At 71.0% G+C, this 26,675-nt stretch carries 24 protein-coding genes; 6 read left to right on the forward strand and 18 right to left on the reverse strand.

Going from position 1 to position 26,675, the window contains the following annotated elements; translation table 11 throughout:
• The first annotated feature begins 79 nt into the window (after window positions 1-79).
• Window positions 80-880, forward strand: a complete 801-nt coding sequence (locus tag WDZ95_RS18165) for a phosphodiesterase (RefSeq protein WP_425780517.1) — start codon at window positions 80-82, stop codon at window positions 878-880.
• Between the two features lie 4 nt (window positions 881-884).
• Entirely contained in the window at window positions 885-3,764 is a 2,880-nt protein-coding gene (locus WDZ95_RS18170) for a PAS domain-containing protein (RefSeq protein WP_425780519.1), read from the forward strand.
• Between the two features lie 413 nt (window positions 3,765-4,177).
• On the opposite strand, the gene WDZ95_RS18175 is transcribed toward WDZ95_RS18170, so the two are convergent.
• Window positions 4,178-5,134, reverse strand: a complete 957-nt coding sequence (locus WDZ95_RS18175; RefSeq protein ID WP_425780521.1) for an inositol monophosphatase family protein — start codon at window positions 5,132-5,134, stop codon at window positions 4,178-4,180.
• A 109-nt stretch (window positions 5,135-5,243) separates the two neighbouring features.
• On the opposite strand from WDZ95_RS18175, the gene WDZ95_RS18180 reads away from it, so the two are divergent.
• Together WDZ95_RS18180 and cysE are read left to right on the forward strand one after the other, a co-directional pair.
• Window positions 5,244-5,978, forward strand: a complete 735-nt coding sequence (locus WDZ95_RS18180; protein WP_166224363.1) for an RNA methyltransferase — start codon at window positions 5,244-5,246, stop codon at window positions 5,976-5,978.
• A gap of 28 nt (window positions 5,979-6,006) precedes the next feature.
• Complete coding sequence (gene cysE / locus WDZ95_RS18185) at window positions 6,007-6,777, forward strand: serine O-acetyltransferase (protein WP_166224366.1); 771 nt, start codon at window positions 6,007-6,009, stop codon at window positions 6,775-6,777.
• Window positions 6,778-6,819: 42 nt separating this feature from the next.
• Here cysE and WDZ95_RS18190 read toward each other — a convergent pair whose 3' ends face one another.
• From WDZ95_RS18190 to yjgA, 3 genes are read right to left on the reverse strand one after another with little or no spacing between them, the layout of a single operon-like run.
• Window positions 6,820-7,296: an FKBP-type peptidyl-prolyl cis-trans isomerase gene (locus WDZ95_RS18190; RefSeq protein ID WP_166224369.1), complete on the reverse strand. Its 477-nt coding sequence runs from the start codon at window positions 7,294-7,296 to the stop codon at window positions 6,820-6,822.
• Between the two features lie 19 nt (window positions 7,297-7,315).
• Window positions 7,316-7,921, reverse strand: coding sequence for a molybdopterin adenylyltransferase (mog, locus tag WDZ95_RS18195; protein WP_425780524.1), 606 nt, complete (start codon window positions 7,919-7,921; stop codon window positions 7,316-7,318).
• The gene (yjgA, locus tag WDZ95_RS18200) at window positions 7,918-8,559 is read right to left on the reverse strand and encodes a ribosome biogenesis factor YjgA (protein ID WP_166224375.1); all 642 of its coding nucleotides are present in this window, start codon (window positions 8,557-8,559) and stop codon (window positions 7,918-7,920) included. Before yjgA ends, mog begins: the two co-directional genes overlap by 4 nt.
• 76 nt (window positions 8,560-8,635) lie before the next feature.
• On the opposite strand from yjgA, the gene pmbA reads away from it, so the two are divergent.
• Both pmbA and WDZ95_RS18210 read left to right on the forward strand, forming a co-directional pair.
• Window positions 8,636-10,033 (forward strand): metalloprotease PmbA, encoded by a 1,398-nt coding sequence (gene pmbA / locus WDZ95_RS18205; RefSeq protein WP_425780526.1) that lies wholly within the window; start codon window positions 8,636-8,638, stop codon window positions 10,031-10,033.
• Between the two features lie 4 nt (window positions 10,034-10,037).
• Window positions 10,038-10,931 carry a DMT family transporter gene (locus WDZ95_RS18210; protein WP_425780528.1) on the forward strand — a complete coding sequence of 298 codons (894 nt, stop codon included), beginning with the start codon at window positions 10,038-10,040 and terminating at the stop codon, window positions 10,929-10,931.
• A 16-nt stretch (window positions 10,932-10,947) separates the two neighbouring features.
• Here WDZ95_RS18210 and WDZ95_RS18215 read toward each other — a convergent pair whose 3' ends face one another.
• The 14 genes from WDZ95_RS18215 to WDZ95_RS18280 all read right to left on the reverse strand — a co-directional run bounded on the left by WDZ95_RS18215 (window position 10,948) and on the right by WDZ95_RS18280 (window position 26,430).
• Window positions 10,948-12,186: an ABC transporter substrate-binding protein gene (locus WDZ95_RS18215; RefSeq protein ID WP_425780530.1), complete on the reverse strand. Its 1,239-nt coding sequence runs from the start codon at window positions 12,184-12,186 to the stop codon at window positions 10,948-10,950.
• Between the two features lie 142 nt (window positions 12,187-12,328).
• Entirely contained in the window at window positions 12,329-12,913 is a 585-nt protein-coding gene (locus tag WDZ95_RS18220; RefSeq protein WP_425780532.1) for a hypothetical protein, read from the reverse strand.
• A 102-nt stretch (window positions 12,914-13,015) separates the two neighbouring features.
• Window positions 13,016-13,462, reverse strand: coding sequence for a GatB/YqeY domain-containing protein (locus tag WDZ95_RS18225; RefSeq protein ID WP_166224384.1), 447 nt, complete (start codon window positions 13,460-13,462; stop codon window positions 13,016-13,018).
• A gap of 117 nt (window positions 13,463-13,579) precedes the next feature.
• Complete coding sequence (gene rpsU / locus WDZ95_RS18230) at window positions 13,580-13,792, reverse strand: 30S ribosomal protein S21 (protein WP_009520186.1); 213 nt, start codon at window positions 13,790-13,792, stop codon at window positions 13,580-13,582.
• Window positions 13,793-13,949: 157 nt separating this feature from the next.
• Window positions 13,950-15,152 (reverse strand): NAD(P)/FAD-dependent oxidoreductase, encoded by a 1,203-nt coding sequence (locus tag WDZ95_RS18235; RefSeq protein WP_425780535.1) that lies wholly within the window; start codon window positions 15,150-15,152, stop codon window positions 13,950-13,952.
• Window positions 15,153-15,183: 31 nt separating this feature from the next.
• A complete protein-coding gene (locus WDZ95_RS18240; protein ID WP_166224390.1) occupies window positions 15,184-15,867 on the reverse strand; it encodes a methyl-accepting chemotaxis protein in 684 nt (227 codons plus the stop codon).
• 99 nt (window positions 15,868-15,966) lie between these two features.
• A complete protein-coding gene (gene cobA / locus WDZ95_RS18245) occupies window positions 15,967-16,770 on the reverse strand; it encodes a uroporphyrinogen-III C-methyltransferase (RefSeq protein ID WP_425780538.1) in 804 nt (267 codons plus the stop codon).
• Entirely contained in the window at window positions 16,751-17,680 is a 930-nt protein-coding gene (gene ybiB, locus WDZ95_RS18250; protein ID WP_425780755.1) for a DNA-binding protein YbiB, read from the reverse strand. The genes cobA and ybiB overlap by 20 nt, the downstream gene beginning before the upstream one ends.
• A gap of 66 nt (window positions 17,681-17,746) precedes the next feature.
• On the reverse strand, window positions 17,747-20,527 hold the full coding sequence (locus WDZ95_RS18255) for a molybdopterin-dependent oxidoreductase (RefSeq protein ID WP_425780540.1): 2,781 nt from the start codon (window positions 20,525-20,527) through the stop codon (window positions 17,747-17,749).
• Window positions 20,524-20,919 carry a nitrite reductase small subunit NirD gene (nirD, locus tag WDZ95_RS18260; protein WP_425780542.1) on the reverse strand — a complete coding sequence of 132 codons (396 nt, stop codon included), beginning with the start codon at window positions 20,917-20,919 and terminating at the stop codon, window positions 20,524-20,526. Before nirD ends, WDZ95_RS18255 begins: the two co-directional genes overlap by 4 nt.
• Complete coding sequence (gene nirB / locus WDZ95_RS18265) at window positions 20,916-23,405, reverse strand: nitrite reductase large subunit NirB (protein WP_425780544.1); 2,490 nt, start codon at window positions 23,403-23,405, stop codon at window positions 20,916-20,918. Before nirB ends, nirD begins: the two co-directional genes overlap by 4 nt.
• 10 nt (window positions 23,406-23,415) lie before the next feature.
• Window positions 23,416-24,225, reverse strand: a complete 810-nt coding sequence (locus WDZ95_RS18270; RefSeq protein WP_166224409.1) for an ABC transporter ATP-binding protein — start codon at window positions 24,223-24,225, stop codon at window positions 23,416-23,418.
• Window positions 24,222-25,142 (reverse strand): nitrate ABC transporter permease, encoded by a 921-nt coding sequence (gene ntrB / locus WDZ95_RS18275; RefSeq protein WP_425780546.1) that lies wholly within the window; start codon window positions 25,140-25,142, stop codon window positions 24,222-24,224. The genes WDZ95_RS18270 and ntrB overlap by 4 nt, the downstream gene beginning before the upstream one ends.
• A 10-nt stretch (window positions 25,143-25,152) precedes the next feature.
• The gene (locus WDZ95_RS18280) at window positions 25,153-26,430 is read right to left on the reverse strand and encodes a CmpA/NrtA family ABC transporter substrate-binding protein (protein ID WP_425780548.1); all 1,278 of its coding nucleotides are present in this window, start codon (window positions 26,428-26,430) and stop codon (window positions 25,153-25,155) included.
• Between the last annotated feature and the right edge of the window lie 245 nt (window positions 26,431-26,675).

Consider the following 26,675-nt stretch of genomic DNA (forward strand, 5'->3'; position numbering starts at 1 on the left):
GGGGGCTGGCGCGCCCGCGCAAACCTTGATCCAATCCGCCGCGAAGAGGCCGCACCGGCCCGCCGCCACGAGACGATCCATGCTCCTTGCCCAGGTGTCTGACCTGCATGTCTGCGCGCCCGGCCGCACCCTGGGCGGCGGCGTCGACACCCCGGCCATGGCCGAGGCCTGCGTGCAGGCCCTGCTCGCGCTGCGGCCCGCGCCCCAGGCGCTGCTGCTCAGCGGCGATCTGGTCGACGCCGGCGGGCCCGCCGAATACGCGCACCTGCAGCGGCTGCTGCAGCCGCTGCCCTGGCCCCTGTACCCCGTGGCGGGCAACCACGACGAGCGCGGTGCGCTGCGCGAGGCCTTCGGTACCCGCATGGGCCCCCACAGCGCGCTCATGCCCGACTTCCTGCAGTACGCCGCCGACCTCGGCCCGCTGCGCCTGCTCGTGCTCGACACCGTGGTGCCGCAGCGGCCGCACGGCGCGCTGTGCGCGCGGCGCCTGGCCTGGCTCGACGAACGCCTGCGCGAAGACGACCGCCCCGTGCTGATCGCGCTGCACCACCCGCCGTTCGCCACCGGCATCGCCCACATGGACGCCATGGGCCTGCTCGAAGGCGCCGAGGCGCTCGAAGACCTGGTGCGCCGCCATCCCCGGGTACAGGCCTTGCTCTGCGGCCACGTGCACCGCAGCATCCAGACCCGTTTCGGGGGCGCCGTCGCCAGCGTCTGCCCAAGCCCGGCCCACCAGATCGCGCTCAACCTGCTCGGCCAGGGTGACGACGGGTTCACGCTGGAGCCGCCGGGCTTTCAATTGCACCTGTGGCACGCGCAGCGGCTGGTGAGCCACACGGTGCCCGTCGGTGACCACGGCGGCACCCGACCGTTTGCCTGAAGCCATGCGCGATCCCGGCACCGCTGCGTCGTCCTTGCCCTACGAGGCCTTGTTCATGGCCTCGTCGATCGCCAGCGCGATCTCGTCCGCGCACGACGGCCGCCTGATCGAGGTCAACCCCGCCTGGGAAGCGCTGTTCGGCACGGCGCGGGCCCAGGCCCTGGGCCGCACCACGCTTGAGCTTGGTCTGTGGGAGAGCCGCGAGGTGCGCGCGGCCTTCCTGCGCCAGATGCCCGGGCCGCTGCCGCCCGCGCGCCTGCGCAACTCGGCCGGCGAACCCCTGGTGGTGCGCATGCACGTGTCCACGCTCGCTTCGGCGGGCGGGCCGCTGCTGCTGGTGCAGATCACCCACGCCGAGCGCGAAGTGCAGGCCGAGACCGAGCGTGAGCGCAGCGAACAGGCCCTGTCGGCGCTCAACCGCGAGCTGCAGCAGCGCGTCGAGCTCCACACCGTCATCGAGCGCACGGCGCGCGTCGGCCACTGGACCAACGCCGAGAACGCGCAAGAGGTGGTCTGGTCGGACGGCCTCTACGAGATCGCGGGCTTCACCCGCGACCCGGGCGGGCGCTTCACGCGCGCCATGGGGCGCAGCGGCATCCACCCCGACGACCTGCCGGCCTGGCTGGCGCTGCGCGAGCGGCTCGACGGCAGCGAGATCGTTTTCCGCTGGCTGCGGCCCGACGGCCAGCTGCGCTGGTTCCGCACCACCATGGGTCAGACCACGGTCAAGGGCAACCCGCAGACCGACTACGGTGTGGTGCAGGACATCACGTCCGAGCGCGAGGCCGCCGAGCGCCGCGAGCGGCTCACGCGCATGCTGGCCGCGGTCACGCAGGCGCAGGCGGTGTTCATCGAAGGCCAGGACCGGCGCCACGCCTTCCAGGGCCTGCTCGACGCCTTTCTCGCGGTCACGGGCAGCGAGTACGGCTTTGTCGGCGAGGTGCTGTACGACGCCGACGACCGGCCCTACCTGCGCACCAACGCGGTCACCGACATTTCCTGGGACGAGGCCTCGCGCCAGCACTACGAGGCGCACCGCGAGACCGGCATGGAGTTCCGCAACCTCGGCACCCTGTTCGGTCACGCGCTGCGCACCGGCGAGCCGGTGATCGCGAACGACCCCGCGAACGACCCACGCCGCGGCGGCATGCCCGGGGGCCATCGCGCGATGCGGGCCTTCCTGGGGGTGCCGCTGGCGGTGGGCGAGCGGCTCGTGGCCATGGTGGGCCTGGCCAACCAGCCGGGCGGCTACACCGCGGACGACGTGGGGTTTTTGCAGCCGCTGCTGGGCGCGCTGCGCCAGCTCGTGATGGCCTGGCGCGAGCACGAGGCCAGCCAGCGCACGCGCGAGCAGCTCGAAGCCACCAGCGCCTTGCTCGTGGACAAGAGCGCGGCGCTGCAGGACACGCTCGACAGCATCAGCCAGGGCCTGGTGAAGATCGGCGTGGACGGCCGGGTGCGGGTCTACAACCGCCGTTTCCTCGAACTGCTCGACCTGCCCGAAGCGGTGGTGGCCGACCACCCCTTGCACGACGACGTGATCCGCTTCCAGACCGCGCGCGGCGATTTCGGTCCCGGCATGGGCTGGGTCGACCCGCAGGCGCGCGAGTACCTCGAACTCAGGCCCGGCGCCGACATGCCCGAACATTTCTGGCGCCGCACGCGCCAGGGCCTCACGCTGGAGATCCGCACGCTCAAGCTGCCCGACGGCGGGCTGGTGCGCACCTACACCGACGTCACCTCTTACATCGCCACGCAGGACGCGCTGCGCGCGGAGCGCCAGCGTCTGGCCTGGGTGCTCGAAGCCACGCGCCCCGGCATCTGGGAGACCAACCTGCGCGAGCGCAGCATGGTGGTCAACGAGCGCTGGGCCGAGATGCTGGGCCACACGCTCGCCGAGCTGCAGCCTGTTAACTACGACACCTGGTACTCGCGCGTGCACCCCGAAGACCGCGAGCGCGCGATCGCCCTGCGCAACCGCCACGCGGCTGGCGAGCTGCCGTTCTACGAATGCGACATCCGCATGCGCCACAAGGACGGCCACTGGGTGTGGATCAACACGCGCGGGCGCGTGCACCGGCGCGACGAGCAGGGCGCGGCGCTGTACATGTCGGGCACGCACCTCGATGTGAGCGAGCGCGTGGCCGCGCAGGAGCAGATCCGCGCGCTCAACGCCGGCCTGGAGCAGCGGGTGCGCGAGCGCACGGCCGAGCTCGAGCGCTCGATGCGCGACATGGAGGCCATCTCGTACTCCATCGCGCACGACCTGCGCGCGCCGCTGCGCTCGGTCAACGGCTTTGCGCAGGTGATCGAAGAAGAAGAGCTGCAACGCCTGAGCGCCAGCGGCCGCGAGATGTTCGCGCGCATTTCGCGCTCGGCGCGCAACATGGGCCAGATGATCACCGACATGCTCGAGCTGCTGCGGGTGGTGCAGGTCGACCTGGAGCCGCGGCCGGTGGACATGGCCGCGCTTGCGCACGCGGTGGCCGAGGCCCTCGGGCCGCAGGCGCCGGCCGCACGCATCGAGGTGTGCGAGCTGCCGCTGGCGATGGGCGACGCCACGCTGCTGCGCCAGGTGTTGAGCAACCTGGTGGACAACGCGCTCAAGTACTCGCGCCAGCGGGCCGATCCGCGCGTGCAGGTGGGGCACGACGCGGTGCAGGGCGCCTATTTCGTGCGCGACAACGGCATCGGCTTCGACATGGCGCGCGCGAACAAGCTGTTCGGTCTGTTCCAGCGGCTGCAGGCCCACAGCGACGTGCCCGGCATGGGCGTGGGGCTGGCGATCGTGCAGCGCATCGTCGAGCGTCACGGCGGGCGGGTCTGGGCCGAGGCCGCGCCGGGGCAGGGCGCCACGTTCTGGTTCCGGTTGCCGCTGGCTTGAGGATCGGTTTCCTTTTGTCGCGCTTCTTCAGGGCCGATGGAGCGGGTGCCCGTGCACCGGCGTGCTCGCGGGCGGCGGTGTTTGGGGAGCGGGCACCGTTTCGTCAACACCGTGATGGGTGCGCGGCTTCTGTGGCAACCGCGAATGGCGCCTGCGCACGGACACCCGCTCCATCGGCCCCAGCGACACACAGGCGCGCCAACGTTGGTGCGCACAGGTCTCCTCGGGTCGGGTGGCGGGGTTCGTGTGCGCAGGAGCCATTCGCGGTTGCCACAGAGTCAGCGCCCCAACAACGTCGTTGACGAAGCAAGCTCAGCACACCAGAAGCCGCCGCCCGCGAGCACGCCGGAGCACACGAACCCCGCCACCCGACTCCGCGAAGCAGTCGAGCGAAACCTCAGGGTAGAGACACCTCAGAACGGCGCGCTGTCGTCCTTGGGCGCCACGTCGGGCCCCTCGTCAGCAGAGGCCCCTTCCACAGCCGGCGAAGGCTTGGAAGCAAGCCCCGTCTTGCGCGCCGCCGCGCGCGCCTGGCGCACCGCGGCCTTGTCGCCCGCGCTCGCGAACTTGCTGTATTTGCCCGTGAGGCCCACGAGCTGGCCGTAGATCTTGGGGTTGGCGGCCAGGCATTCCTTCTGTTCGAGGAAATCGGGCTCGCCCGTGAAATTGCCGATCAGGCCGCCGGCCTCGGTGACCAGCAGCGAACCCGCGGCCACGTCCCAGGGCGACAGGCCCATCTCGAAGAAGCCGTCGCTGAAACCCGCGGCCACGTAGGCCAGGTCGAGCGCGGCCGAGCCCGGGCGGCGCACGCCGGCCACCTTGGGCATCACCTCGCCGAGCATCTGCATGTAGGTCTGGAAGGCGTCGCCCGGGCGGAAGGGAAAGCCCGTGGAAATCAGGCAGTCGCGCAGCGTGGTGCGCTTGGCCACGCGGATGCGGCGCTCGTTGAGGTAGGCGCCGCGCCCGCGCGTGGCGCAGAACAGGTCGTTGCGCGTGGGGTCGTAGACCACGGCCTGCTCGATGCGGCCGTCGACCATGAGCGCGATGCTCACGCAGTAGACGGGGAAGCCGTGGATGAAGTTGGTGGTGCCGTCCAGCGGATCGATGATCCACACGTGGTTCTTGTCACGGCCCTTGCCGGGCGTGCGGCCCGACTCTTCGGCCCAGATGCCGTGGTCGGGGTAGGCGGTCTTGAGGGTTTCGATGATCGCGGCTTCGGCCGCGTGATCGACCTCGGTCACGAAGTCGTTGGTCTGCTTGACCGACACCCGCACGGTCTCGACGTCGAGCGCGGCGCGGTTGATGAGGGCGCCGGCGGCGCGGGCGGCCTTGACGGCCACGTTGAGCATGGGGTGTGAGCTGGACGACATGGATTGTGACCTTCGCGCCGCGGCGCAACGGTGAAGAGCGGGGAGGGGGCGTCACCGGGGCCCGGCGATGCGGGGCGGCGACAATGGCGGCGATTTTACCCGTGCCCCCATGAAAACCCGATTCGTCCTGATCGAAACCAGCCACGCCGGCAATGTGGGCGGCGCCGCGCGCGCGCTCAAGGTCATGGGTTTCGACGAACTCGTGCTGGTGCGCCCGCGCTGGCCCAACGTGCTGCGCAAGGAAGAAACCATCCAGCGCGCGAGCGGCGCCAACGACGTGCTGGCGAACGCCCGCATCGTGGACACGCTCGACGAGGCCCTGGACGGCATGACCCACCTGTGCGCCACCGCCATGACCCCGCGCGACTTCGGCCCGCCCACGCGCGCCCCGCGTGAGCATTTCACGCAACTGCTGGCGGCGCCCGAGCGGCCGGCGGGCGTGGCCTTTCTGTTCGGCAGCGAGCGCTTCGGCATGGCCAACGACGACGTCTACCGCTGCCACGTGGCGCTGTCCATTCCCACGGCGCCCGGCTACGGCTCGCTCAACCTCGCGGCCGCGGTGCAGCTCGTGGCCTACGACTGGCGCCAGGCCCTGGGCGGCTTTGCCGTGGCCTCGCCCGTGGCCGAACGCCCGGTGGCCGACGCCGCCGCGGTGGCGGGCATGCTCGAGCACCTGCAGCGGGCGCTGGTGGCGGTGGACTTCCTCGACCCGGCCGCGCCGAAGAAGCTCATGCCGCGCCTACAGCAGTTGTTCAACCGCGCGCAACCGAGCGAGGAAGAAGTCCACATCCTGCGCGGTGTCGCCCGGGCCATGCTGCAGACGGCCGAGCGCGCGAAACGCTAGACTGCCCAGCCCTTTGCCTCCCCGCTCCATGTTCAAGCGCCTCCGTTCCGACATCCAGTGCATCCTCGAGCGCGACCCCGCCGCGCGCAGTGCGTTCGAGGTGCTCACGTGTTACCCGGGTCTGCACGCGGTGGTGCTGCACCGCCTGGCGCACGGCTGCTGGACGCGCGGCTTCAAGTGGCTGGGCCGTTTCGTCTCGCACATCGGCCGCTTCCTCACCGGCATCGAGATCCACCCCGGCGCGGTCATCGGCGAGCGCGTGTTCTTCGACCACGCCATGGGCACGGTGGTGGGCGAGACCGCGGTGATCGGCGATGGCTGCACCATCTACCAGGGCGTGACGCTGGGCGGCACCTCGCTCTACAAGGGCACCAAGCGCCACCCCACGCTGGGGCGCGACGTGGTGGTGAGCGCGGGCGCCAAGGTGCTCGGCGGCTTCGAGGTGGGCGACGGCGCCAAGATCGGCAGCAATGCCGTGGTGATCAAGCCCGTGCCCGCGGGCGCCACGGCCGTGGGCATTCCGGCGCGCATCATCCCGAGCAAGTCGGGCGAAAGCGCCGACGTGACCGAGGGGCCGCGCAAGTTCTCGGCCTACGGCGTCACGCAGGAAGACGATCCGCTGTCGCAGGCCATGCGCGGCCTGATCGACAGCACGGCGAGTCAGGAGCACCAGATCGCGCTGCTGTGGCAGGCGATCGAAAAACTCGCCGAGGCGCGCCAGGGCGACTGCGTGCCCGCCGAGGCGCAGCGCCGTGAGTGCTTCGAGGCCGACAAGCTCAACCAGCTCGTCGGCAAGTGAGCGCGCGGCGCGGCCCGGCCGCGCCAGACCAAGCCCGCAGGCTCAGTGGTGGTGGCCGTGCGCGCCGTGCGCGTGGCCGTGCTGGATCTCTTCGGCCGTGGCCGCGCGCACGTCGAGCACCTTGAGCGTGATGTTCAGGTCTTCGCCCGCGAGCGGGTGATTGCCATCGAGCAGCACTTTGTCGCCCTTGATCTTCACCACGGTGAAGAGCTGGCGGCGGCCCTGGTCGTCGTGGCCTTCGAGCTGGCCACCCACCTTCACACCGGGCGGAAACTGCGATTTGGGGATGCTGGTGACCAGCGACTCGTCGCGTTCGCCGAAGGCCAGCGAGGGCTGCAGCGTGAGGGTGGTGCTGAAGCCCTTTTCCTGGTTTTCCAGCGCCACCTCGATGCCCTGGAGCGTGTTGCCGTAGCCGCCGTGCAGGTAGGCGCGCGCGGTCTTGCCATCGTCGAGCAGCTTGCCCTTGCCATCGAGGATGCGCGCGCTCACGGTGACGACGGTGTCTTTTTCGATCTTCATGTCAGGGTCTCCGGGGGGGTCAGCGCGCGGGGCGCACCGCGTTCTTGGGTCGCCAGCCCTTGATCACCTCGTCGTTGGTTTCGAGGTAGGGGCCGCCGATGAGGTCGATGCAATAAGGCACGGCCGCGAAGATGCCGTTGACCTTCACCGAGCCGTCGGCGTTCTTCGCGCCTTCGAGCGTTTCGGCGATGGCCTTGGGCTGGCCGGGGAGGTTGATGATGAGGCTGTTGTCGCGGATCACCGCGACCTGGCGCGACAGGATGGCCGTGGGCACGAAGGCCAGGCTGATCTGGCGCATCTGCTCGCCGAAGCCCGGCATTTCCTTGTGCGCCACGGCCAGGGTGGCCTCGGGCGTCACATCGCGTCGGGCGGGGCCGGTGCCGCCGGTGGTGAGCACCAGGGCGCAGCCCGCGTCCACGAGCTCGATCAGCGTGGCGCTGATGCGGTCCTGCTCGTCGGGAATCAGCCGCGGCTCGAAGGTGATGGGGTTCTTGAGCGCGCGCGTGAGCCAGTCCTGCAGCGCGGGCAGGCCCTTGTCTTCGTACACGCCGCTGCTGGCGCGGTCGCTGATGGACACGATGCCGATGCGCACCGGGTCGTGGGGGTGGGAGGTGGCTGCGGTCATGACGGGTCGGCGGTGGGTTCGCTGTCGCCGCTGTCGCGGGCCAGCGCGGCCTTCACGAGTTGGAAGATGTCGCGGTAGGCGCGGCCGTGGCGCTGCGCCTCGCCGGGCTTGTCGGGGCTGGCCTGCGCGTCCTTGCGGGCCTGGCGGATCAGCGTGCGCAGGTGCTGCACGTCGGCCCCGGTGTCGAGCGCCAGCCACTCGGTGAGCGCGCCGTCGTCGGCGATCAGGCGGTCGCGCCACTGTTCGGCCAGGTGCAGCTGCAGCGTGGCGGCGGCCGAGGGCTTGCGCTGCTCCTCGATCGCGGCCTCGATCGCGGCGATGCTTTCCTCGGGCAGCTTGCGCATGAGCTTGCCCACGTACTGGCTCTGGCGGCGGCGGCCCTCGAAGTTGGTGATGCGGCGCAGTTCGTCGAGCGCGTCGAGCAGGGCATCGCTCAGTTCGAGCCGCGCGAGCAGGTCGCCGCGCAGCGTGAGCAGCTGTTCGCCCAGGTCCTGCAGCTTGTCGCTGAGCTTCTTGAGGTCGGTGCGGCTCAGGCCGTCGGTGCCCTTGGCTTCGCGCTTGAGCTCCTGGTCGAGCTCGCTGCCCTCGGCCACGAACTGGCCGCGAACGAAATAGCCTCGGGTGGGTTTGCGCGCCATGGGAGGGGGAGGGGTGGATGGGCTTCTGCGCAGGGCGCAGCGCCGCGGAAAACGGGCCCGTATCATAGCGGCCGCCATGTCCAAGACCGCCTCGAACACCCCGCTCCCCGGTTTCCACCACAGCCGCCACCAGTTCGAGGAACTGGTCGACCTCGCGCTCTCGCACGCGAAGCGCCTGGGCGCCTCCGACGCCGCCGCCGAAGCCTCCGAAGGCTCGGGCCTGAGTGTGTCGGTGCGCAAAGGCGAGCTCGAGAACGTCGAGCGCAACCGCGACAAATCGCTCGGCGTCACCGTGTACCTGGGCCAGCGCCGCGGCAACGCGAGCACGTCCGACTTCTCGCCCGCCGCGGTTCGCCAGACGGTGCAGGCCGCCTACGACATTGCGCGCTTCACCGCCGAAGACCCGGTGGCCGGCCTGCCCGACCCGCAGGACGTGGCCAACGAGTACCCCGACCTCGACCTCTTCCACCCCTGGGATCTGAGCGCCGAGCGCGCGGCCGAGATCGCGCTGGCCTGCGAGGCCGCGGCCTTCGCCACCAGCAAGAAGATCAGCAACAGCGAAGGCGCGGGGGTGTCGGCCCAGCAATCGCACTTCTTTGTGGCCCACATGCGCGGCGGCGAACGCGGCAAGCCCGGCATCTTCAGCGGCGGCTACGCGAGCTCGCGCCACAGCCTGTCGGTGGCGCCGATCGCGGGCAAGGGCGACGCCATGCAGCGCGACTACTGGTACAGCTCCATGCGGGCCGAGCGCGATCTCGCCTCGCCCGAGGCCGTGGGCCGTTACGCGGCCGAGCGCGCTCTCTCGCGCCTGGGCTCGCGCAAGATCAAGACCACCGAATGCCCGGTGCTGTTCGAGTCGCCGCTGGCCGCGGGCCTGCTCGGCGCCTACGTGCAGGCCACCAGCGGGGGCGCCCTCTACCGCAAGACCAGCTTCCTCGCCGACAGCCTGGGCAAGGCCGCCATGGCCGACCACCTCGACATCGTCGAGCAGCCGCACCTGCGCGGCGGCAAGGGCAGCGCGCCCTTCGACGACGAAGGCGTGCGCACGGCCGAGCGCGCCGTGGTGCAGGGCGGCGTGGTGCAGGGCTATTTCCTGTCGACCTACTCGGCGCGCAAGCTCGGCATGCGCACCACGGGCAATGCGGGCGGCTCGCACAACCTCACGCTCTCCAGCCGGCGCACGCGCGCGGGCGACGACCTCGACGCCATGCTGAAAAAACTCGGCCGTGGCCTGTTCGTCACCGAGCTCATGGGCCAGGGGGTCAACCCGGTCACGGGCGACTACTCGCGCGGCGCGGCGGGCTACTGGGTCGAGAACGGCGTGATCGCCTACCCGGTGCAGGAGATCACCATCGCCGGCAACATGAAGGACATGCTCATGGGCATCGAGGCCGTGGGCGCGGACGCGTACAACTACGGCGCGAAGACGGTCGGTTCGGTGCTGGTCAACCGCATGAAGGTCGCCGGGAGCTGACTTCGTGTTGCGGCCCGAGGCCCTGGCGCTGCTCGCCGCCGCCTGCTGGGCCGTGGCGGCCCTGTTTTCGGCGCCCGCGGCGCAACGCCTGGGGGCCTTCGCCTTCAGCCGCTGGCGCATGCTGTTCGCGGCGCTGCTGCTCTGGGGCATCGCGCTCGCCAGCGGCGGCTGGCACAGCCTCGACGCCGCGGCCTTCGGCCTGCTCGCGGTCTCGGGCCTGATCGGCATCTTCATCGGCGACACCGCGCTGTTCGCCTGCATGAACCGCCTCGGGCCGCGCCGCTCGGGCGTGCTGTTCGCCATCCACGCGCTGTTCTCGGCCGTGCTGGCGTGGCTGTTCCTCGGCGAAACGCTCTGGGGCTGGGCGCTCGTGGGCGCGAGCCTGCTGGTGGGCGGCGTGATGCTGGCCATCCTGCGCGGCCGGCGCGAAGACGAATCCCACGCCTGGGAGCAGACGCGCGGCACGCTCGCGGTGGGGGTGGCGCTGGGCCTGCTGGCGGCGCTGTGCCAGTCGGTGGCCACGCTCATGCTCAAGCCGCTCATGGCCTCGGGCATCGACGCCATCGCCGGCTCGGCGATGCGCATGAGCACGGCCTTCGCGGCGCACGCGCTGCTGTGGGCCAGCGGCTGGCGCATGGCCCGCGCGCGCGAGCCGCTGCGCTGGCGCGAAGCGGCCCAGGTGTTCGGCAGCGCGGTGATCGCCATGGCCGTGGGCATGACGCTGATCCTGCAGGCCATGAAGCTCGGGCAGGCCGGTGTGGTGGCCATCCTGTCGTCGGTGACGCCGATCGTGGTGCTGCCGCTGCTGTGGCTGGTGTACCGGCGCCGCCCGGCCTGGGGCGCCTGGGCCGGCGCGGTGCTCGCGGTGGCGGGCACGGCGCTGATCCTGGGCCGCTGAGCGGCCCGGCGCGGCCTCAGCGCTTGCGTTGCACGAACAGGTTGCGCCGCGCGTCCTCGGGGTAGGCGAAGGTCACCGCGCCCTGGTGCACCTTGCCCATCACCAGCATGTTGTCGGTCACGGCGTCCTTGTCGTCGGCCGTGAACGGGTGGTCGTAGGTGGCGACCACGCCGTAGTAGGTGCGCTGCAGGTTCTCGAGCGAGGCCTTGAGCGCGGGCCCCGTGAAGCGGCCGCCGGGCACACCGAACATCGCGTAGAGCAGAAGGTAGGTGGTGTCGTAGGCCTGGGCCGCGGCCATGGGCACGGTGAGCCGGGTCTTGAAGGCGCGCGCGTAGTTGGCCAGAAAGGCCGCGCGGCGCTCGTTGCTGGGCTCGGCGATGAAGGTCTGGGCCATCAGCGCGCCTTCGGCGGCCTGCGCGGCGCCGTCGATGAAGAAGGGGAACGACAGCGGCCAGCCGCCGACCATGGGCACGTCCCAGCCGAGCGTGCGCCGGTCGTTGGCGATCTTGGCGTTCTCGGGGCCCACGGTGTAGCTGAAGATGACGTTGGCGCCCGCGGCGCGGGCCGCCTGCAGTTCGTCCTTGAGGTCTTTCACGCCGATCGCAAAGCGCGCCACGTACGCAGGCGCCAGGCCGTGTGCGGCCAGGGCCTTCTGCACGTCGACCAGTCCGGCCTCGCCGTAGCCGCTGGTGTCGGCGAACACCGCCACGCGCTTCCAGCCGCGCTGCACGATGTCGTTGACCACGAAAGGCGCCTGGATCGCGTCGCGCGCCGAGGTGCGGAAGACGTAGCTTTCGGCCGCCGGCACCTGGGCCGTGACCGGCGTGCCCGTGGCGCAGGGCACCAGCAGTGGGGAGCGGGCCTGCTGAAACACCGGCAGGGCCTTGAGCGCCACGCCGGTGTTGCAAAAGCCGATGGTGGCCACCACGCCGGCCTGCACCAGCGCCTGTGCGCCCTGCAGGCCGGTGTCGGGGTCGGCGCGGTCGTCCTCGACCACCGTTTCGATGGGCCGGCCCAGGTAGCCGCCCACGCGGTTGATTTCCTCGACGGCCAGGCGGACGCCGTTGAGCATGGGCGTGCCGAAGTCCGACGATGGGCCGCTGAACGGGCCGATCACGCCGAGCCTGATGGGCGGGCCGGCGGATTGGGCGGCGGCGGCCAGGCTCAGGCCGGCGATGCCGGCGAGCAGGGCGGCCCGCACGGCGCGCGCCAGGCGGCGCGTCGGCCGTGAAGGGAGGTGGGTGGGCTTGGGCATGGGGGCTCCTCGGTCCGGTCGCAGAAAGCGTCGGAGTGGAACGCCCGTGCGCACGGGTGCGATGCCGCGCCGATGGCAGTCATCGAAACCGCACCCGGAGGCTGCGAACTGATGCCGAAGCAGTAGAGCTGTGGGGGGCCGGTCAGCGCGGCGCGTTGCAGCGCGCCTCGTAGCGCTGCTCGAACAGCACCAGGTCGCGCAGTTCGCCTTCCGTCATGCCGGTGCGCGCCCGACGCTGCCGGATCGCGCCGCGCATCTCCGCGCACTGGCTCATGAGCTTCTCTTGGTCGGCGGCGGCCAGCTGCTTGTCGGCATTCGCCTGGCGCTTCGCATCCTGTTGCTCGCGCCGCTTGGCCTGCTGTTCCGCACGGAGCTGCGAACGGGCCTCGGCCTGTTCCTGGGCGCACTCCGCCTGGTAGTTGCGCAGCAACTCGCTCTGTGTGCGGTGGTCGACGCCGCGCGCTGGCGCGGTGCGGATGCCCTCGCGCATGGAGGCGCAGCGTGGGCTCATGTAGGTCAGCTCTTCATCGGCGCGCGCCACGGGCACGGGCACCGAAGGGCGTGGGGCGGGTGCCTGCGGACCGTAGTAGATCAGCCCCGGCGGCCGGCTTGCCGGGCAGGGCGAGTACGACAGATAGCGTTGGCCCGAGGCATTCAGGCAGTTGTAGGTGACCTGGGCCGCGGCCGGGGCCGGTGCCCCCACCAGCCCGCAGAACACGGTCGCCATCCACGAAGCGCCCAAGAGCGCCGATCCGAAGCGCATACCCCACCCCCTGTGTATGGGCGCGATGGTAGCAATGGCCTAAGCCATTTGGCCTCGGGTGTTGCGTCAACCCGCCAATGCAGACTTGACGGCCGCCGACACCTGGCCCATGTCCGCCTTGCCGGCCAGGCGGGCCTTGGCCGCACCCATGACCTTGCCCATGTCGCCGGGGCCGCTGGCGCCGAGCTCGGCCACGATGGCCTTCACCTCGGCGGCCACCGCCTCGGCCGACAGCCGCTCGGGCAGATAGGCCTGCAGCACGGCCATTTCGGCGGCTTCCTTGGCGGCCAGGTCGGCGCGGCCGCCCTGCTCGAAGGCGGCGATCGAGTCCTTGCGCTGCTTGACCATCTTGTCAATCACACCCACCACGGCGGCGTCGTCGAGCTCGATGCGCTCGTCGACCTCCTTCTGCTTGATCGCGGCCGTGAGCAGGCGGATGGTGGCCAGGCGCTCGGTTTCCTTGGCGCGCATGGCGTTCTTCATGTCGTCGGTGATGCGGGCTTTGAGGCTCATGGGAGGTCTCCGGACGGGAGGGGCAGAAGGAAGGGGCGACGAAAACCGGCGGCAAAGAAAAAGCCCGCGCAAGCGTCCTTGGGCGGGCTTTGCGGCGGCCGGTGGGGCCGTCGGCGTTCAGTACAGCTTCTTGGGCAGCTGCATCGAGCGCACACGCTTGAAGTGGCGCTTGACGGCGGCGGCCTTCTTGCGCTTGCGCTCGGCGGTGGGCTTTTCGTAGAACTCGCGGGCGCGGAGGTCGGTCAGCAGGCCGAGTTTTTCAATGGTGCGCTTGAAGCGACGCAGAGCCACGTCGAACGGCTCGTTGTCCTTGACACGGATGGTGGTCATGTATCGGTCGATTCCTGAATGTGCGGCCAGAGGAAGACGGGTAGATCAGGCCCGGGCTTCTTGACTGCGGTATGTCCCGTCAAAAACTAGTATTGGCCGACGGGAGTTTGCCAGCAAAGCCCGCGATTATAGCCATTTCGGGGCGGTTGGCTACCCGTCAGAGCGCCTGGGCGCAGGCGTGGGCCGAGGCCCAGGCCCACTGGAAGTTGTAGCCGCCGAGCCAGCCGGTCACGTCCACCACCTCGCCGATGAAGTGCAGCCCGGGCTGGCGCGATTCCAGCGTCTGCTGCGACAGCTCGCGCGTGTCCACGCCGCCGCGCATCACCTCGGCCTTGCGCCAGCCTTCGGTGCCGGTGGGCACCAGCGACCAGCGGTGCAGGCCATGGGCCAGGCGCGCCAGGGCCTTGTCGGCGGTTTCCATGACCGGGCGCTGCCAGTCGGGGTCGCGCGCGGTCCAGGTGGCGGCCAGGCGCGCGGGCACCCAGGCCGCGAGTTCGTTGGCCAGCAGCCGGCGCGAGCGGCGCTTGGCCTCGGCCAGGGCGTCGGCCAGTGCCGCGCCCGGGGCCAGGTCCACCTGCAGCGGCGTGCCGCCGTGCCAGTAGCTCGAGATCTGCAGCACCGCCGGGCCCGACAGGCCGCGATGGGTGAACAGCAGGTCTTCGTCGAAGGCCATGCGGTGCTTCTTGTCGCCGGTCTCGATGCGCACCGGCAGCGCCAGCCCCGCGAGCTCGGCGAACGGGGCCCACTGGCCAGCGTCGAAGGTGAGCGGCACCAGCGCGGGGCGCGGCTCGACCACCTTGAGGCCGAACTGCGCGGCGATGCGCAGGCCGAAATCGCTGGCGCCGATCTGCGACACGGGCAGGCCGCCGGTGGCGATCACCACGCGCGGCGCGCGCACGGTGCCGCGAACGGTGTCGAGCTCGTAGCCGCCGTCGCCGCCCTGGCGCAGCGCCTGCACCGCGCAGGGCTGCCAGCGGGTCACGCCGCCGGCCTCGCATTCGCGCAGCAGCATCTGGATCAGGTCGTCGGCCGAGCGGTCGCAGAACAGCTGGCCCTTGTGCTTCTCGTGCCAGGCGATGCGGTGGCGGTCGACGAGGGCGATGAAATCGGCCGGGGTGTAGCGCGACAGCGCCGAGCGGCAGAAGTGCGGGTTCTCGCCCACGAAGTGCTTTTGCGGCGCGCGCGGATCGAGGTCGCGGTTGGTGAAGTTGGCGCGGCCGCCGCCCGAGATGCGGATCTTCTCGGCCACCTTGGCGCTGTGGTCGATCAGCAGCACGCGCCGGCCGCGCTGGCCCGCGATGCCGGCACAAAACAGGCCGGCGGCACCGGCGCCCACGATGACGGCATCAAAACTTTGCACGGCGCGCAGTGTAGCGAGCGCGCCGGGGCGTTCAGGTAGCGCGGCTGCGGTCGGCCAGCACGGCCGCCTTGCGCGTGAGCGCGTCGATCTCGCCCGTGATGTCCGACAGCACGTTGGCCACCACCGCGAACTCGCGCCCGTGCGTGCCGGCCCGCGCGGCCACGACCTGGGCGTTGAAGCTCACCACCTTGGCCTCCTTGGCCACGTTCTGGATATCGCCCACGATGCCGGTGAGCTCCTTCATCATCGCGTCGCCGCGCGCGCGGGCCACCTCGTCGAAGGCGGTGGTGGCGGTGTTCAGGGCTTCGAGGATGCGGTCGGTGTGGGCCACGAGCTCGGCCAGGGTATCGGCCATGCGCGCGCTGCCGCTCTCGATCTGGCGCAGCGCGGTCTGCATCAGGCCCATGAAGGCCTGCACCACCGGGCCCACGCCCTGCGGGCCTTCGTAGGTGTCGCGGATCTTGCGCGCGCCCGCGGGCTCGAGCTGCGCCCCGGTGTTCTGCAGGTGCTGCTGGCTCTCGCTGAACATGGCCAGGCTGCGCTGCGCCGCGGCCAGGCGCTCGGCGTCGCCCTGGGCCGCGAGCACGGTCTGCAGGATCATGCGCTGCGACAGCATGCGCTGGCGCGCGGCCAGGTTCACGAGCGACAGGCCCTGGATGTGGGCCGGCGTGTGGCGGGGTGCGGTGACGGGGCTCGGGGCGGTGAGGGTGCTCATGGGCGCGGGGTTGGTGCATGGCGGGCCGGTGCGGCCCCTGCCCACCCGCGCTAGCAATCAACGCGCCATGCCGGCGCCCGGGCCGCGTTCAGACCGCGTTCAGGCCGCGTGGGCCAGGCCGGGCAGGCCCTGTGGCGCGCTGCCGCTCAGCACCTGCAGGCCCTGCAGCACGTCGCCCACCACGATCACGGCCGGGCTGCCCAGGCCTTCGCGCGCGATGCAGCCGCTCAGGTCACCCAGGGTGCTCAGGCAATGGCGCTGCTGCGGCAGCGTGGCGTGCTGGATCACGGCCAGCGGCGTCTCGGCCGGCAGGCCTTCGAGCAGACCTTGCTCGATCTGCGCGGCGCCGCTCACGCCCATGTAGATCACGAGCGTGAGCTTGGCGCGGCGCGCGCTGGCCGCGAGCGCGGGCCAGTCGGTGCCGGCGTCGCCGGGCTTGGCATGGCCGGTGACGAAGACCACGCCGTGCGCGTGGTCGCGGTGCGTGAGCGGCACGCCCAGCGTGCTCAGGCCCGCCAGGCCCGCGGTGATGCCGTTGACCACCTGCACGGCGATGCCCTCGGCGCGCAGGTGTTCCACCTCTTCGCCGCCGCGGCCGAAGATGAAAGGGTCGCCGCCTTTCACGCGCACCACCACCTCGCCTTCGCGTGCGGCCATGACCATGAGCTTGTCGATGAAGGCCTGGGGCGTGCTCTTGCAGCCGCCGCGCTTGCCCACGTGCACCACGCGCGCGGCCGGGTTCGCGTGCGCGAGCACGGCGTCGTTCACGAGGTCGTCGACCAGCAGCACCGTGGCCGCGCCGATGGCGCGCACCGCCTTGAGCGTGAGCAGCTCCGGGTCGCCGGGGCCGGCGCCCACGAGCGTGACGGTGCCGGGACGGAAATCAGGCAGCGAGGTGTTCATGGCGGGGCAGCGGCAATCGGAGTTCGTCGAGGATGGTCTGCGCCTGGCGCGCGAGCGGCGCGGGCAGGGGCTGGCGGCCGTCGAGCACGGCGCGGGTGTAGGCGGCGGTGGCCGCGGCATCGGGGCCGGGCAGATCGGGCAACTGGGTGAGCGGGCCGTCCTGGGCGGGCACGCGCTCGATGCGCTGGCCGTCGCGGAAGGCCTCGATGCGCGGCAGGCGGCGCGCATCGGCCACCGCTTCGCCCTCGGTGCCGCGCAGCAGCAGCGCGTGCGCGCCGGTGAGCGCAAAGGTGTTGGCCATGCTCACCGCGTATTCGGGGTGGGTGTAGCTGCCCACGATGAGCGCGGGGCCGGCCACCGGGTTCATGAGCTTGACCAGGCTGTGGCCCGGGTTGCGCAGGCCCACCACGCGGCGCACGTCGAGCAGGCGCTTGAGGCCGGGCAGCAGCGCCTCGGTGGGCACGAAGGCGCATTCGCCCGGGGCGATGGCCGCCACGCGCGCGGCGGGCGCGGTGCCGAGCGCGCCGAACACCGCCTCGGCGGTGACGCGCTTGTCTTCGGTGGCCGTGCCGTGCACCAGCACGGCCGCGCCCTGGCGCGCCAGCCACAGCGCCAGCAGCGGCGTGAGCAGGGGCAACTTGCGCGCGCCGTTGTAGCTGGGCAGCACCACGATGGGCGCGGGGTTGGCGGGCACGCGCTGCAGCCGCGCGTGGGTGGCGTCGAGAAAGCCCGCCATCTCCTCGGGCGTTTCGCCCTTGATGCGCATGGCCAGGCAGAAGGCGCCGAGTTCGAGCTCGCTCACCGCGCCGTCGAGCACCTGGCCCATCAGATCGGCCGCCTGCGCGCGCGTGAGGGCGCGTGCGCCGTCCTTGCCGCGGCCGATCTCCTTGATGTAGCTGCTGATGCCCATGGTCGGCGGATTGTCCGGCAAGCTTGATGACTTGTTGTTATATGCAAACGCGCGCCCGCGGCCGCCTCAGGCCGGCACCGGCGCGGCCTCGCGCAGCAGGCGGCGCAGCTCGGGCACGCAGGAGCCGCACTGGGTGCCGCAGCGCAACGCGCCCTGCAACTGCGCCAGCCGCTGTTCGTCGCTGCCCTCGCAGCGCGCGAGGCATTCGCGGATGGCGGTGTCGCTCACGTTGAGGCAGGTGCACACCTGTTTGCCGCGCGGGGCTTCGTCCACCGGCGCGCGCGCGCCGGGCATGAAGAGGCGCCGGGCGTAGGCCTCGGCAGGCAGGCCGTCCTGCAGCAGGGGCTTGAGCCAGGCTTGCGCGCGCGTGTCGCCCGCGAGCAGCAGGGCGTCGAGCCGCGCGGCCTGGCCGGGCGTGCGTTGCAGGCGTGCGGCGCGGCGCTGGCCCTGGCGGCGGTCGGCGTAGCGCTGGGTGTCGGGCGTGTCCAGCCCCATCAGGGCCTCGAGGCGGTCGAGCAGGGCGGGATCGGGCGGCCCGTGCGCCGCGGCGCGAAACAGCACGCCGGTGCGCTCGCGGCCGAAGGGCACGCAGCTGGCGAACGGGAAGTCGGCCATGAGCGCGCGCAGTTCGCGCTGCACCGCGAGCGCGTGCCCGTCGGGCAACCAGGCCAGGGCCAGCAGCGACCAGGGCAGCTCCGCCTTGAGCACCTGCACCGCCGCGTGCTTGAGTTCGGGCTGTTTGGAGCCCGGGCAGAAGGCGGAGGTGGTGAGCGCGTTCACGCCGGCCAGCGGCTCGCCGCTGCTGCTGCGCCCGCTCAGGACCTCGGCGCCCCAGTGCATGGCGATGAAGGCCTGCGCGGGCGCGATCTGTTCGCTGGCCTGCGCGGGCAGCACGATGCTGCCGCGCTTGCTGGTCACGTGCACCAGCTCGCCGTCGGCGAGCGCCAGGCGCGTCATGTCCTGCGGGTGCAGCTGCACCGCGGGTTCGGCCACGTGGCCGAACAGGCGGCCCAGCGTGCCGGTGCGGCTCATGCCGTGCCACTGGTCGCGCAGGCGGCCGGTGGTGAGCGCGAACGGGAAGCGCGATTCGCGCGGCTCGGCGGGCGGGCGGTGGGGCAGGGCCGCGAAGCGGGCCCGGCCATCGGGCGTGGGGAAGCGGCCGTCTTCGTAGAGCCGCGCGCGCCCTGTGGCTTCGCCCGCGGGCAGGGGCCATTGTTGTGGACCTTGTTGCTCGAGCAGCGCGTAGCTCAGGCCGCTGATGTCCAGGTCGCGCCCGCGTGTGCTGGCGCGGTGTTCGAGCCAGACCGCCTCGGGCGTGGTGTAGGGGAACAGCGCGTTGCCGGGTCGCAGGCGGTTCGCGAAGTCGACCGCGATGCGCCAGTCGTGCCGCGCCTCGCCCGGCGCGGGCACGGCCGCGCGCACGCGGCTGATGCGGCGCTCGCTGTTGGTGACCGTGCCTTCTTTCTCGCCCCAGGTGGTGGCGGGCAGCAGCAGGTCGGCGAAGTCGCAGGTGGCGGGCGTGGCAAAGGCTTCCTGCACCACCACGAATTCCGCGCGTTGCAGCGCGCGGCGCACGGTGCGTTGGTCGGGCATGGACTGCGCGGGGTTGGTGCAGGCGATCCACAGCGCCTTCACGGCGCCGTCGGCCGCGGCCTCGAACAGCTCCACCGCGGTGAGACCGGGCTTGTCGGGCACCGAGGGCAGGCCCCAGAGCGCGGCCACCTCGGCGCGGTGCTGCGGGTTGGCGAGGTCGCGGTGGGCCGAGAGCAGGTTGGCCAGGCCGCCCACCTCGCGCCCGCCCATGGCGTTGGGCTGGCCCGTAAGGCTGAACGGGCCCGCGCCGGGTTTGCCGATCTGGCCCGTGGCCAGGTGCAGGTTGATGAGGCCCGCATTCTTGGCGGTGCCGCTGCTGCTCTGGTTCAGGCCCTGGCAGTACAGGCTGAGCGTGGCGGCGCGTTCCCCCGGGTCGCCGCTGGCGCCGTGCGCGAACCAGCGCGCGGCGGTCACGAGGTCTTCGGGCTTGAGGCCGCAGACCTGCGCGACACGGTCGGGCGTGTGCTCGCGCACCAGGGCCTCGAGCGCATCGAAGCCCGTGGTGTGGCGTTCGATGTAGCCGGCGTCGGTCCAGCCTTCCCGCAGCATGATGTGCAGCAGGCCGTGGAACAGCATCACGTCGGTGCCGGGCTGCAGCGGCAGGTAGAGGTCGGCGAGGTCGGCGGTGTCGGTGCGGCGCGGGTCGGCCACGATCAGCTTCATGCCCGGGCGCGCGCGGCGCGCGTCTTCGATGCGGCGGAACAGCACCGGGTGGGCCCAGGCCGCGTTGCTGCCCACGATGAACAGGCAGTCGGCGTGGTTCACGTCGTCGTAGCAGGCGGGCGGTGCGTCGGCGCCCAGCGTGAGCTTGTAGCCGGCCACCGCGCTGCTCATGCACAGGCGCGAGTTGGTGTCGATGTTGTTGGTGCCGATCAGGCCCTTGGCGAGCTTGTTGAAGACGTAGTAGTCCTCGGTGAGCAGCTGGCCGCTCACGTAGAAGCCCACGGCGTCGGGGCCGTGCGCGGCGATGGTGTCGCTGAAGCGCTGCGCCGCGAGGCCGAGCGCGCTGTCCCAGTCGGTGCGTTCGGGCGCGGCACCGCGCGTGGCGCGGCGCATGGGGTGCAGCAGGCGGGTCTGCTGCTGCACCAGCGGCGCGGCCGTGAGGTGCAGCGTCTGGCCCTTGCTGCACAGGCGGCCGAAGTTCGCGGGGTGCTCGGGGTCGCCGCGCACGCCGGTGATGCGCGCGCCCTCGGCTTCGATGACCACCCCGCAGCCCACGCCGCAGTAGGGGCAGGTGGAGCGGGTCTCGGTCATGCCGCGACGCGCCGCGTCTGCGGGCCGGCCAGCGGGCGCGTGAGGTCGGTGGCCAGGCTGGCGAGTTCGTGCGCGTCCAGGTGCACCACGCCGTCGACCACCTGCACCGCGAAGCGCGGCGTGCAGCCTTCGTCGGGCGCCTGCGCGCAGCCGCTGTCGAGGCCGATGGTCCAGTTGTGCAGCGGGCAGGCGACGCGGTTGTCGAACACGATGCCCTGGCTCAGCGGGCCGCCCTTGTGCGGGCAGCGGTCGAGCAGCGCGAACACGCCGCCGTCGGCGTTGCGGAACACCGCCACGTCCAGACCCGCGGGGCGGCGCACGGTGCGCGCGCCCAGCACGGGGATGTCGTCGACGCGGCAGATCGGCGTCCAGGCTCGATGGGCGGCGCTCATGCCGGGCTCCTTTCCAGGGCAGCAGGCTGGATGGGGATGAACTGGCGCGTGTCGAGCGCGGCCTTCTGGTGCTCGAACCAGGGGTCGGGCTCGCCGTCGAGCGCGGCCTGCAACTGCGCCCACAAGGCCTTGCGGCCCTCGGCGTCGTCGACGATGCGCCGCTTCACGTGGTCCAGGCCCACGCGCGCCACGTAGTGCACCGTGCGCTCCAGGTACCAGCCTTCGAGGCGGTAGAGCTGCATGAAGGCGCCGGTGTGTTCGAGTACCTCTTCGGCGGTCTTGAGCTTCACGAGGAACTCGGCCACCTCGGTCTTGATGCCGCCATTGCCCGCGATGTACATCTCCCAGCCCGAGTCCACGCCGATGATGCCCACGTCCTTGATGCCGGCCTCGGCGCAGTTGCGCGGGCAGCCGCTCACCGCGAACTTCACCTTGTGCGGCGCGTACATGCGCCACATCGCGCGCTCCAGGTCTTTGCCCATCTGCGTGCTGTCCTGCGTGCCCATGCGGCACCACTCGCTGCCCACGCAGGTCTTCACCGTGCGCAGCGCCTTGGCGTAGGCGTGGCCGCTGGGCATGGCCAGGTCGTTCCACACCGCCTGCAGGTCTTCCTTCTTCACGCCCAGCAGGTCGATGCGCTGGCCGCCCGTGACCTTGACCGTGGGGATGCGGTACTTGTCGACCACGTCGGCGATGCGGCGCAGCTCGGCCGCGGTGGTCTCACCGCCCCACATGCGCGGGATCACGCTGTAGGTGCCGTCCTTCTGGATGTTGGCGTGGCTGCGCTCGTTGATGAAGCGGCTCTGCGGGTCGTCCTTCGCCTCTTTGGGCCAGGTGCTGATGAGGTAGTAGTTGACCGCGGGGCGGCAGGTGGCGCAGCCGTTGGGCGTGCGCCAGCCCAGGCCCGCGAACACCTCGGCGGTGCTCAGGTAGTGGCGCTCGCGGATCGCGTCGCGCACCGCCTGGTGACCGTGCTCGGTGCAGCCGCAGACGGGTTTGAGCTTGGGCGTGGCCGAGTAGTCGCCGCCCGCGGTGAACATCAGGATCTGTTCCACCAGGCCGGTGCACGAGCCGCACGAGGCGCTGGCCTTGGTGTGCCTGCGCACCTCGTCGAGCGTGAACAGGCCTTTGTCCTTGATGGCCTTGCAGATGCTACCCTTGCTCACGCCGTTGCAGCCGCAGACCTCGGCCTCGTCGGGCATGGCGGCGGCCTTGCTGTGGCCTTCGTGGCCGGTGTCGCCGATGTTGGATTCGCCGAACATCAGCCGGTCGCGGATGTCGGCCACGCTGCGGCCTTCGCGCAGCAGCTTGAAGTACCAGCTGCCGTCCACGGTGTCGCCGTAGAGGCAGGCGCCCACGAGCTTGTCGTCGCGGATCACGAGCTTCTTGTAGACCCCGCCCGCGGGATCGCTCATCACGATCTCTTCGGTGTGCTCGCCGCCCATGAAGTCGCCGGCCGAAAACAGGTCGATGCCCGTGACCTTGAGCTTGGTCGAGGTGAGCGAGCCGCTGTAGCGGCCGATGCCGAATTCGGCCAGGTGCGTGGCCAGCACCTTGCCCTGCTCGAACAGCGGCGCCACCAGGCCGTACGCGATGCCGCGGTGGGCCGCGCATTCGCCCACGGCATAGATGCGCGGATCGGTCACCGTCTGCAGCGTGTCGCTGACCACGATGCCGCGGTTCACGTGCAGCTTCATGGCTTCGGCGAGCGCGGTGTTGGGGCGGATGCCCACGGCCATCACCACGAGGTCGGCGGGCACTTCGGTGCCGTCCTGGAAGCGCACGGACGTCACCCGCCCATGCTCGCCGCCGACCAGTTCCTTGGTCTGCGCGCCCACGAGAAAGCGCATGCCGCGCGCCTCGAGCGAGCGCTGCAGCAGCCGGCCTGCCACGTCGTCGAGCTGGCGCTCCATGAGCCAGGGCGCGACGTGCACCACGCTCACCTGCATGCCGCGCTTCATGAGGCCGTTGGCCGCTTCCAGGCCCAGCAGGCCGCCGCCGATGACGACCGCGTGGGTGTACCGGGCCGCGGCGTCGATCATGGCCTGCGTGTCGGCGATGTCGCGGTAGGCCAGCACACCCTGCAGGTCCTTGCCCGGGATGGGCAGCATGAAGGGCGTGGAGCCCGTGGCCATGATGAGCCGGTCGTAGGGCGCGCTGATGGCCTCGCCCGCGGCGTTGGTGGCGTGCACCGTGCGCTTCACGCGGTCCACCGTGTGCACCGTGAAGCCCGCGTGCAGCGCGATGCCGTGGTCGGTGTACCAGGCCCAGTCGTTGAGCACGATCTCCTCGAGCGTCTGTTCGCCCGCGAGCACCGGCGACAGCAGGATGCGGTTGTAGTTGGGGTGCGGCTCGGCGCCGAACACCGTGATGTCGTAGAGGTCGGGGGCGATCCTGAGCAGCTCTTCGAGCGTGCGCACCCCGGCCATGCCGTTGCCGATCATCACGAGCTTCATCTTCTGCGGGGGCTTGACGCGCATGTCCATGGCAGTCTCCTCAGGCCGCTTTTTCCACGTGCGCCTGGCGCGTGTACAGGAAGTCGATCACCGCCTTGCGGCACTGCTGGTAGCGCGGGTCGTCGGCCAGGGCCACGCGGCTGCGCGGGCGCGGCAGGTCGACACGCAGCACCTCGCCGATGGTGGCGGCGGGGCCGTTGGTCATCATCACGATGCGGTCGGACAGCAGCACGGCCTCGTCCACGTCGTGCGTCACCATCACCACCGTGGCCTGGGTGGTGGCCACGATGTCGAGCAGCTCGTCCTGCAGCTTGGCGCGCGTGAGCGCGTCGAGCGCGCCGAAGGGCTCGTCCATGAGCAGCACCTTGGGCTCCATGGACAGCGCGCGCGCGATGCCCACGCGCTGCTTCATGCCGCCCGAGATCTCGCCGGGCCGCTTCTGCGCCGCGTGCGACAGGCCCACCAGGGCCAGCGCGGCGTCGGTGCGGGCCTTGAGCTGGGCGCGCTTCTCGTGGCCGCCGAACACCCGCTCGACGGCCAGGTACACGTTCTCGAAGCAGGTGAGCCAGGGCAGCAGCGAGTGGTTCTGGAACACCACCGCGCGCTCGGGCCCGGGGCCGGCGATCTCGCGGTTGGCGCACAGCAGCGTGCCGGCCGTGGGCGTGGTGAGGCCCGCGATCAGGTTGAGCAGCGTGGACTTGCCGCAGCCCGAGTGCCCGATGAGCGCCACGAACTCGCCCATGCCCACCGTGAGGTTCACGTCGCGCAGCGCGGGGAACAGGCCCTTGGCGGTCTTGAAGGTCTGGGCGACGCCCTGGATCTCGATGTACTTGCCGGGATCGCTGCTCATGATTTCACGTCCTCGTAGGTGAAGGCGGTGGCCAGCCGGATGAGCGCGAACTCCAGCAACAGGCCCACGAGGCCGATGGTGAAGATCGCGATGATGATGTGGGCGACGTTGAGGTTGTTCCACTCGTCCCACACCCAGAAGCCGATGCCCACGCCGCCGGTGAGCATCTCGGCCGCCACGATCACCAGCCAGGCGGTGCCGACGGCCAGGCGCACGCCGGTGAGCATGTAGGGCAGCACGGCCGGCAGCAGGATCTTCGTGACGATCTTCCACTCGCTCAGGTTGAGCACGCGCGCCACGTTCATGTAGTCCTGCGGAACGCGCTGCACGCCCACCGCGGTGTTGATGATCATGGGCCAGATGGAGCAGATGAAGATGGTCCAGATGGCGGCCGGGTTGGCGCCCTTGAACACCAGCAGGCCGATGGGCAGCCAGGCCAGCGGCGAGACCGGGCGCAGCAGGCTGATGAGGGGATTGAACATGCGCGAGAGGAAGTTGAAGCGGCCGATGGCGAAGCCCACCGGGATGCCCACCAGCGCGGCCATGCCGAAGCCCATGCCCACGCGCTGGAGCGAGGACAGCACGTTCCAGCCGATGCCCTGGTCGTTCGGGCCGTTGGCGTAGAACGGGTCGCTGAACAGCTTGACCGCCGCGTCCCAGGTGAGGGCGGGCGAAGGGATGCCGCTGTTGGCGGTCTTGGCGATGACTTCCCAGAGCAGCACGAGCAGGCCCAGGCCCAGCACGGGCGGGATCACGCGCAGCCAGAGGCCGCGCCAGTCGAAGGGCAGGCGCCGGGGCGCAGGGGCCGGCGCCGCGGCGGCCGCGGGCTGGACCGCCGGCTTGCGCGGCGCGGCCGCGGGCTCGGCCGTGAGCGCGCTGGCGGCGGCGTTGGGGGCATGGAAAACGGCGCTGACCATGTCGTGCTCCTCAGGCCGCCTGGACCTTGAAGCCCTCGGCGTAGGCCTTGGGGTTCTTGCCGTCCCACACCACGCCGTCGATGAGCTTGCTGCTGCGCATCACGTCCTTGGGCACGTTCACCTTGGCGGCGGCCGCGCCCTGCCTGTAGAGGTCGATCTTGTTGATCTGCTGCGCGACCGCGAGGTAGTCGGGGTGGTCCTTGATGAGGCCCCAGCGCTTGTGCTGCGTGAGGAACCACATGCCGTCGGACAGGTAGGGCATGTTCACGTAGCCGTCGTTGAAGAACTTCATGTGGTTGGGGTCGTCCCAGGTCTTGCCCAGGCCGTTCTGGTAGCGGCCCAGGATGCGCTGGTTGATCACGTCCACGCTGGTGTTCACGTAGGCCCGGTCGGCCACGGTCTCGGCCATCTTGAGCTTGTTCTGCAGGCCGGCGTCGATCCACTTGCTGGCCTCGAGAATGGCCGCGATCACCGCGCGGCAGGTATTGGGGTACTTCTGCGCGAACTCGGCCGAGGTGCCCAGCGCCTTCTCGGGGTGGTCCTTCCAGATGTCCTGCGTGGTGGCGGCCGTGATGCCGATGCCGTCGGCGATGGCGCGGTGGCCCCAGGGCTCGCCCACGCAGTAGCCGTCCATGTTGCCCACGCGCATGTTGGCCACCATCTGCGGCGGCGGCACGGTGATGACCTTGGTGTCCTTGAGCGGCTGCACGCCCACCGAGGCCAGCCAGTAGTAGAGCCACATGGCGTGGGTGCCGGTGGGGAAGGTCTGCGCGAAGGTGTATTCGCGCTTGTCGCTGGCCATTAGTTTGGCCAGGCTGGCCGCGTCCACCGCGCCCTTGTCGGCCACCTTCTTCGACAGCGTGATGGCCTGGCCGTTGTGGTTGAGGTTCATGAGCACGGCCATGTCCTTCTTGGGGCCGGCCGTGCCCAGGTGCACGCCGTAGATCAGGCCCCAGAGCACGTGCGCCATGTCGAGCTCGCCGTTGACCAGCTTGTCGCGTACGCCGGGCCAGCTCGCCTCCTTGGTGGGGATGATCTTCACGCCGTACTTCTGGTCGATGCCGAGCACCGAGGCCATGACCACGCTCGCGCAGTCGGTCAGCGGGATGAAGCCGATCTTCACTTCCTTTTTCTCGGGCGCGTCCGAGCCCGCGGCCCACACGGGCAGGTGGCCGAGGCCGGCGAACAGCGCGGCGCCCGCGGCGCCTCGCTGGATCAGCTGGCGCCGGGTCGGGGCAGCGGCGTCGGTGGGGGCGGGGATCGTGGGCTTCTGGTGCGCGGCGGTCATGGTCCAGCTCCGGTGATGAAGAAATCGAAGGTCCCAAAGCACAACGGCGCCCATTTCCAGGCCCACGCAAAGCGCGGGCGGAAATGGACGCCGTTGTCCTGTGTCCGGGAAGACGTGCCGGGTGCCGACCGCCGTTGGCCGGTCCCCGTTCATGGCCCTCATGCAGGGACCGTGCCAGGCCCAAGCGGCGCTGCAAGTGCTTGATTTGCCGTGGCACGCCCCCGCGCGCGGTGCGCTGTTGGTGC

Origin of the sequence: Hydrogenophaga sp. T2 (assembly GCF_049843535.1) — a bacterium.
Taxonomy (GTDB): Bacteria; Pseudomonadota; Gammaproteobacteria; order Burkholderiales; family Burkholderiaceae_C; genus Hydrogenophaga; species Hydrogenophaga crocea.

What these genes read in the sequence shown, in the direction of transcription:
- WDZ95_RS18190 (WP_166224369.1), bottom strand. Translation starts at nt 7,296, where the DNA reads ATGAAGATCGAAAAAGACACCGTCGTCACCGTGAGCGCGCGCATCCTC.
- yjgA (WP_166224375.1), bottom strand. Translation starts at nt 8,559, where the DNA reads ATGGCGCGCAAACCCACCCGAGGCTATTTCGTTCGCGGCCAGTTCGTG.
- WDZ95_RS18280 (WP_425780548.1), bottom strand. Translation starts at nt 26,430, where the DNA reads ATGACCGCCGCGCACCAGAAGCCCACGATCCCCGCCCCCACCGACGCC.
- WDZ95_RS18180 (WP_166224363.1), top strand. Translation starts at nt 5,244, where the DNA reads ATGAAAACCCGATTCGTCCTGATCGAAACCAGCCACGCCGGCAATGTG.
- mog (WP_425780524.1), bottom strand. Translation starts at nt 7,921, where the DNA reads ATGACCGCAGCCACCTCCCACCCCCACGACCCGGTGCGCATCGGCATC.
- WDZ95_RS18165 (WP_425780517.1), top strand. Translation starts at nt 80, where the DNA reads ATGCTCCTTGCCCAGGTGTCTGACCTGCATGTCTGCGCGCCCGGCCGC.
- WDZ95_RS18175 (WP_425780521.1), bottom strand. Translation starts at nt 5,134, where the DNA reads ATGTCGTCCAGCTCACACCCCATGCTCAACGTGGCCGTCAAGGCCGCC.
- rpsU (WP_009520186.1), bottom strand. Translation starts at nt 13,792, where the DNA reads ATGACCACCATCCGTGTCAAGGACAACGAGCCGTTCGACGTGGCTCTG.
- WDZ95_RS18255 (WP_425780540.1), bottom strand. Translation starts at nt 20,527, where the DNA reads ATGACCGAGACCCGCTCCACCTGCCCCTACTGCGGCGTGGGCTGCGGG.
- WDZ95_RS18240 (WP_166224390.1), bottom strand. Translation starts at nt 15,867, where the DNA reads ATGAGCACCCTCACCGCCCCGAGCCCCGTCACCGCACCCCGCCACACG.
- pmbA (WP_425780526.1), top strand. Translation starts at nt 8,636, where the DNA reads ATGTCCAAGACCGCCTCGAACACCCCGCTCCCCGGTTTCCACCACAGC.
- WDZ95_RS18220 (WP_425780532.1), bottom strand. Translation starts at nt 12,913, where the DNA reads ATGGCGACCGTGTTCTGCGGGCTGGTGGGGGCACCGGCCCCGGCCGCG.
- WDZ95_RS18225 (WP_166224384.1), bottom strand. Translation starts at nt 13,462, where the DNA reads ATGAGCCTCAAAGCCCGCATCACCGACGACATGAAGAACGCCATGCGC.
- nirB (WP_425780544.1), bottom strand. Translation starts at nt 23,405, where the DNA reads ATGGACATGCGCGTCAAGCCCCCGCAGAAGATGAAGCTCGTGATGATC.
- WDZ95_RS18215 (WP_425780530.1), bottom strand. Translation starts at nt 12,186, where the DNA reads ATGCCCAAGCCCACCCACCTCCCTTCACGGCCGACGCGCCGCCTGGCG.
- nirD (WP_425780542.1), bottom strand. Translation starts at nt 20,919, where the DNA reads ATGAGCGCCGCCCATCGAGCCTGGACGCCGATCTGCCGCGTCGACGAC.
- cobA (WP_425780538.1), bottom strand. Translation starts at nt 16,770, where the DNA reads ATGAACACCTCGCTGCCTGATTTCCGTCCCGGCACCGTCACGCTCGTG.
- WDZ95_RS18270 (WP_166224409.1), bottom strand. Translation starts at nt 24,225, where the DNA reads ATGAGCAGCGATCCCGGCAAGTACATCGAGATCCAGGGCGTCGCCCAG.
- WDZ95_RS18170 (WP_425780519.1), top strand. Translation starts at nt 885, where the DNA reads ATGCGCGATCCCGGCACCGCTGCGTCGTCCTTGCCCTACGAGGCCTTG.
- ntrB (WP_425780546.1), bottom strand. Translation starts at nt 25,142, where the DNA reads ATGGTCAGCGCCGTTTTCCATGCCCCCAACGCCGCCGCCAGCGCGCTC.
- ybiB (WP_425780755.1), bottom strand. Translation starts at nt 17,680, where the DNA reads ATGGGCATCAGCAGCTACATCAAGGAGATCGGCCGCGGCAAGGACGGC.
- cysE (WP_166224366.1), top strand. Translation starts at nt 6,007, where the DNA reads ATGTTCAAGCGCCTCCGTTCCGACATCCAGTGCATCCTCGAGCGCGAC.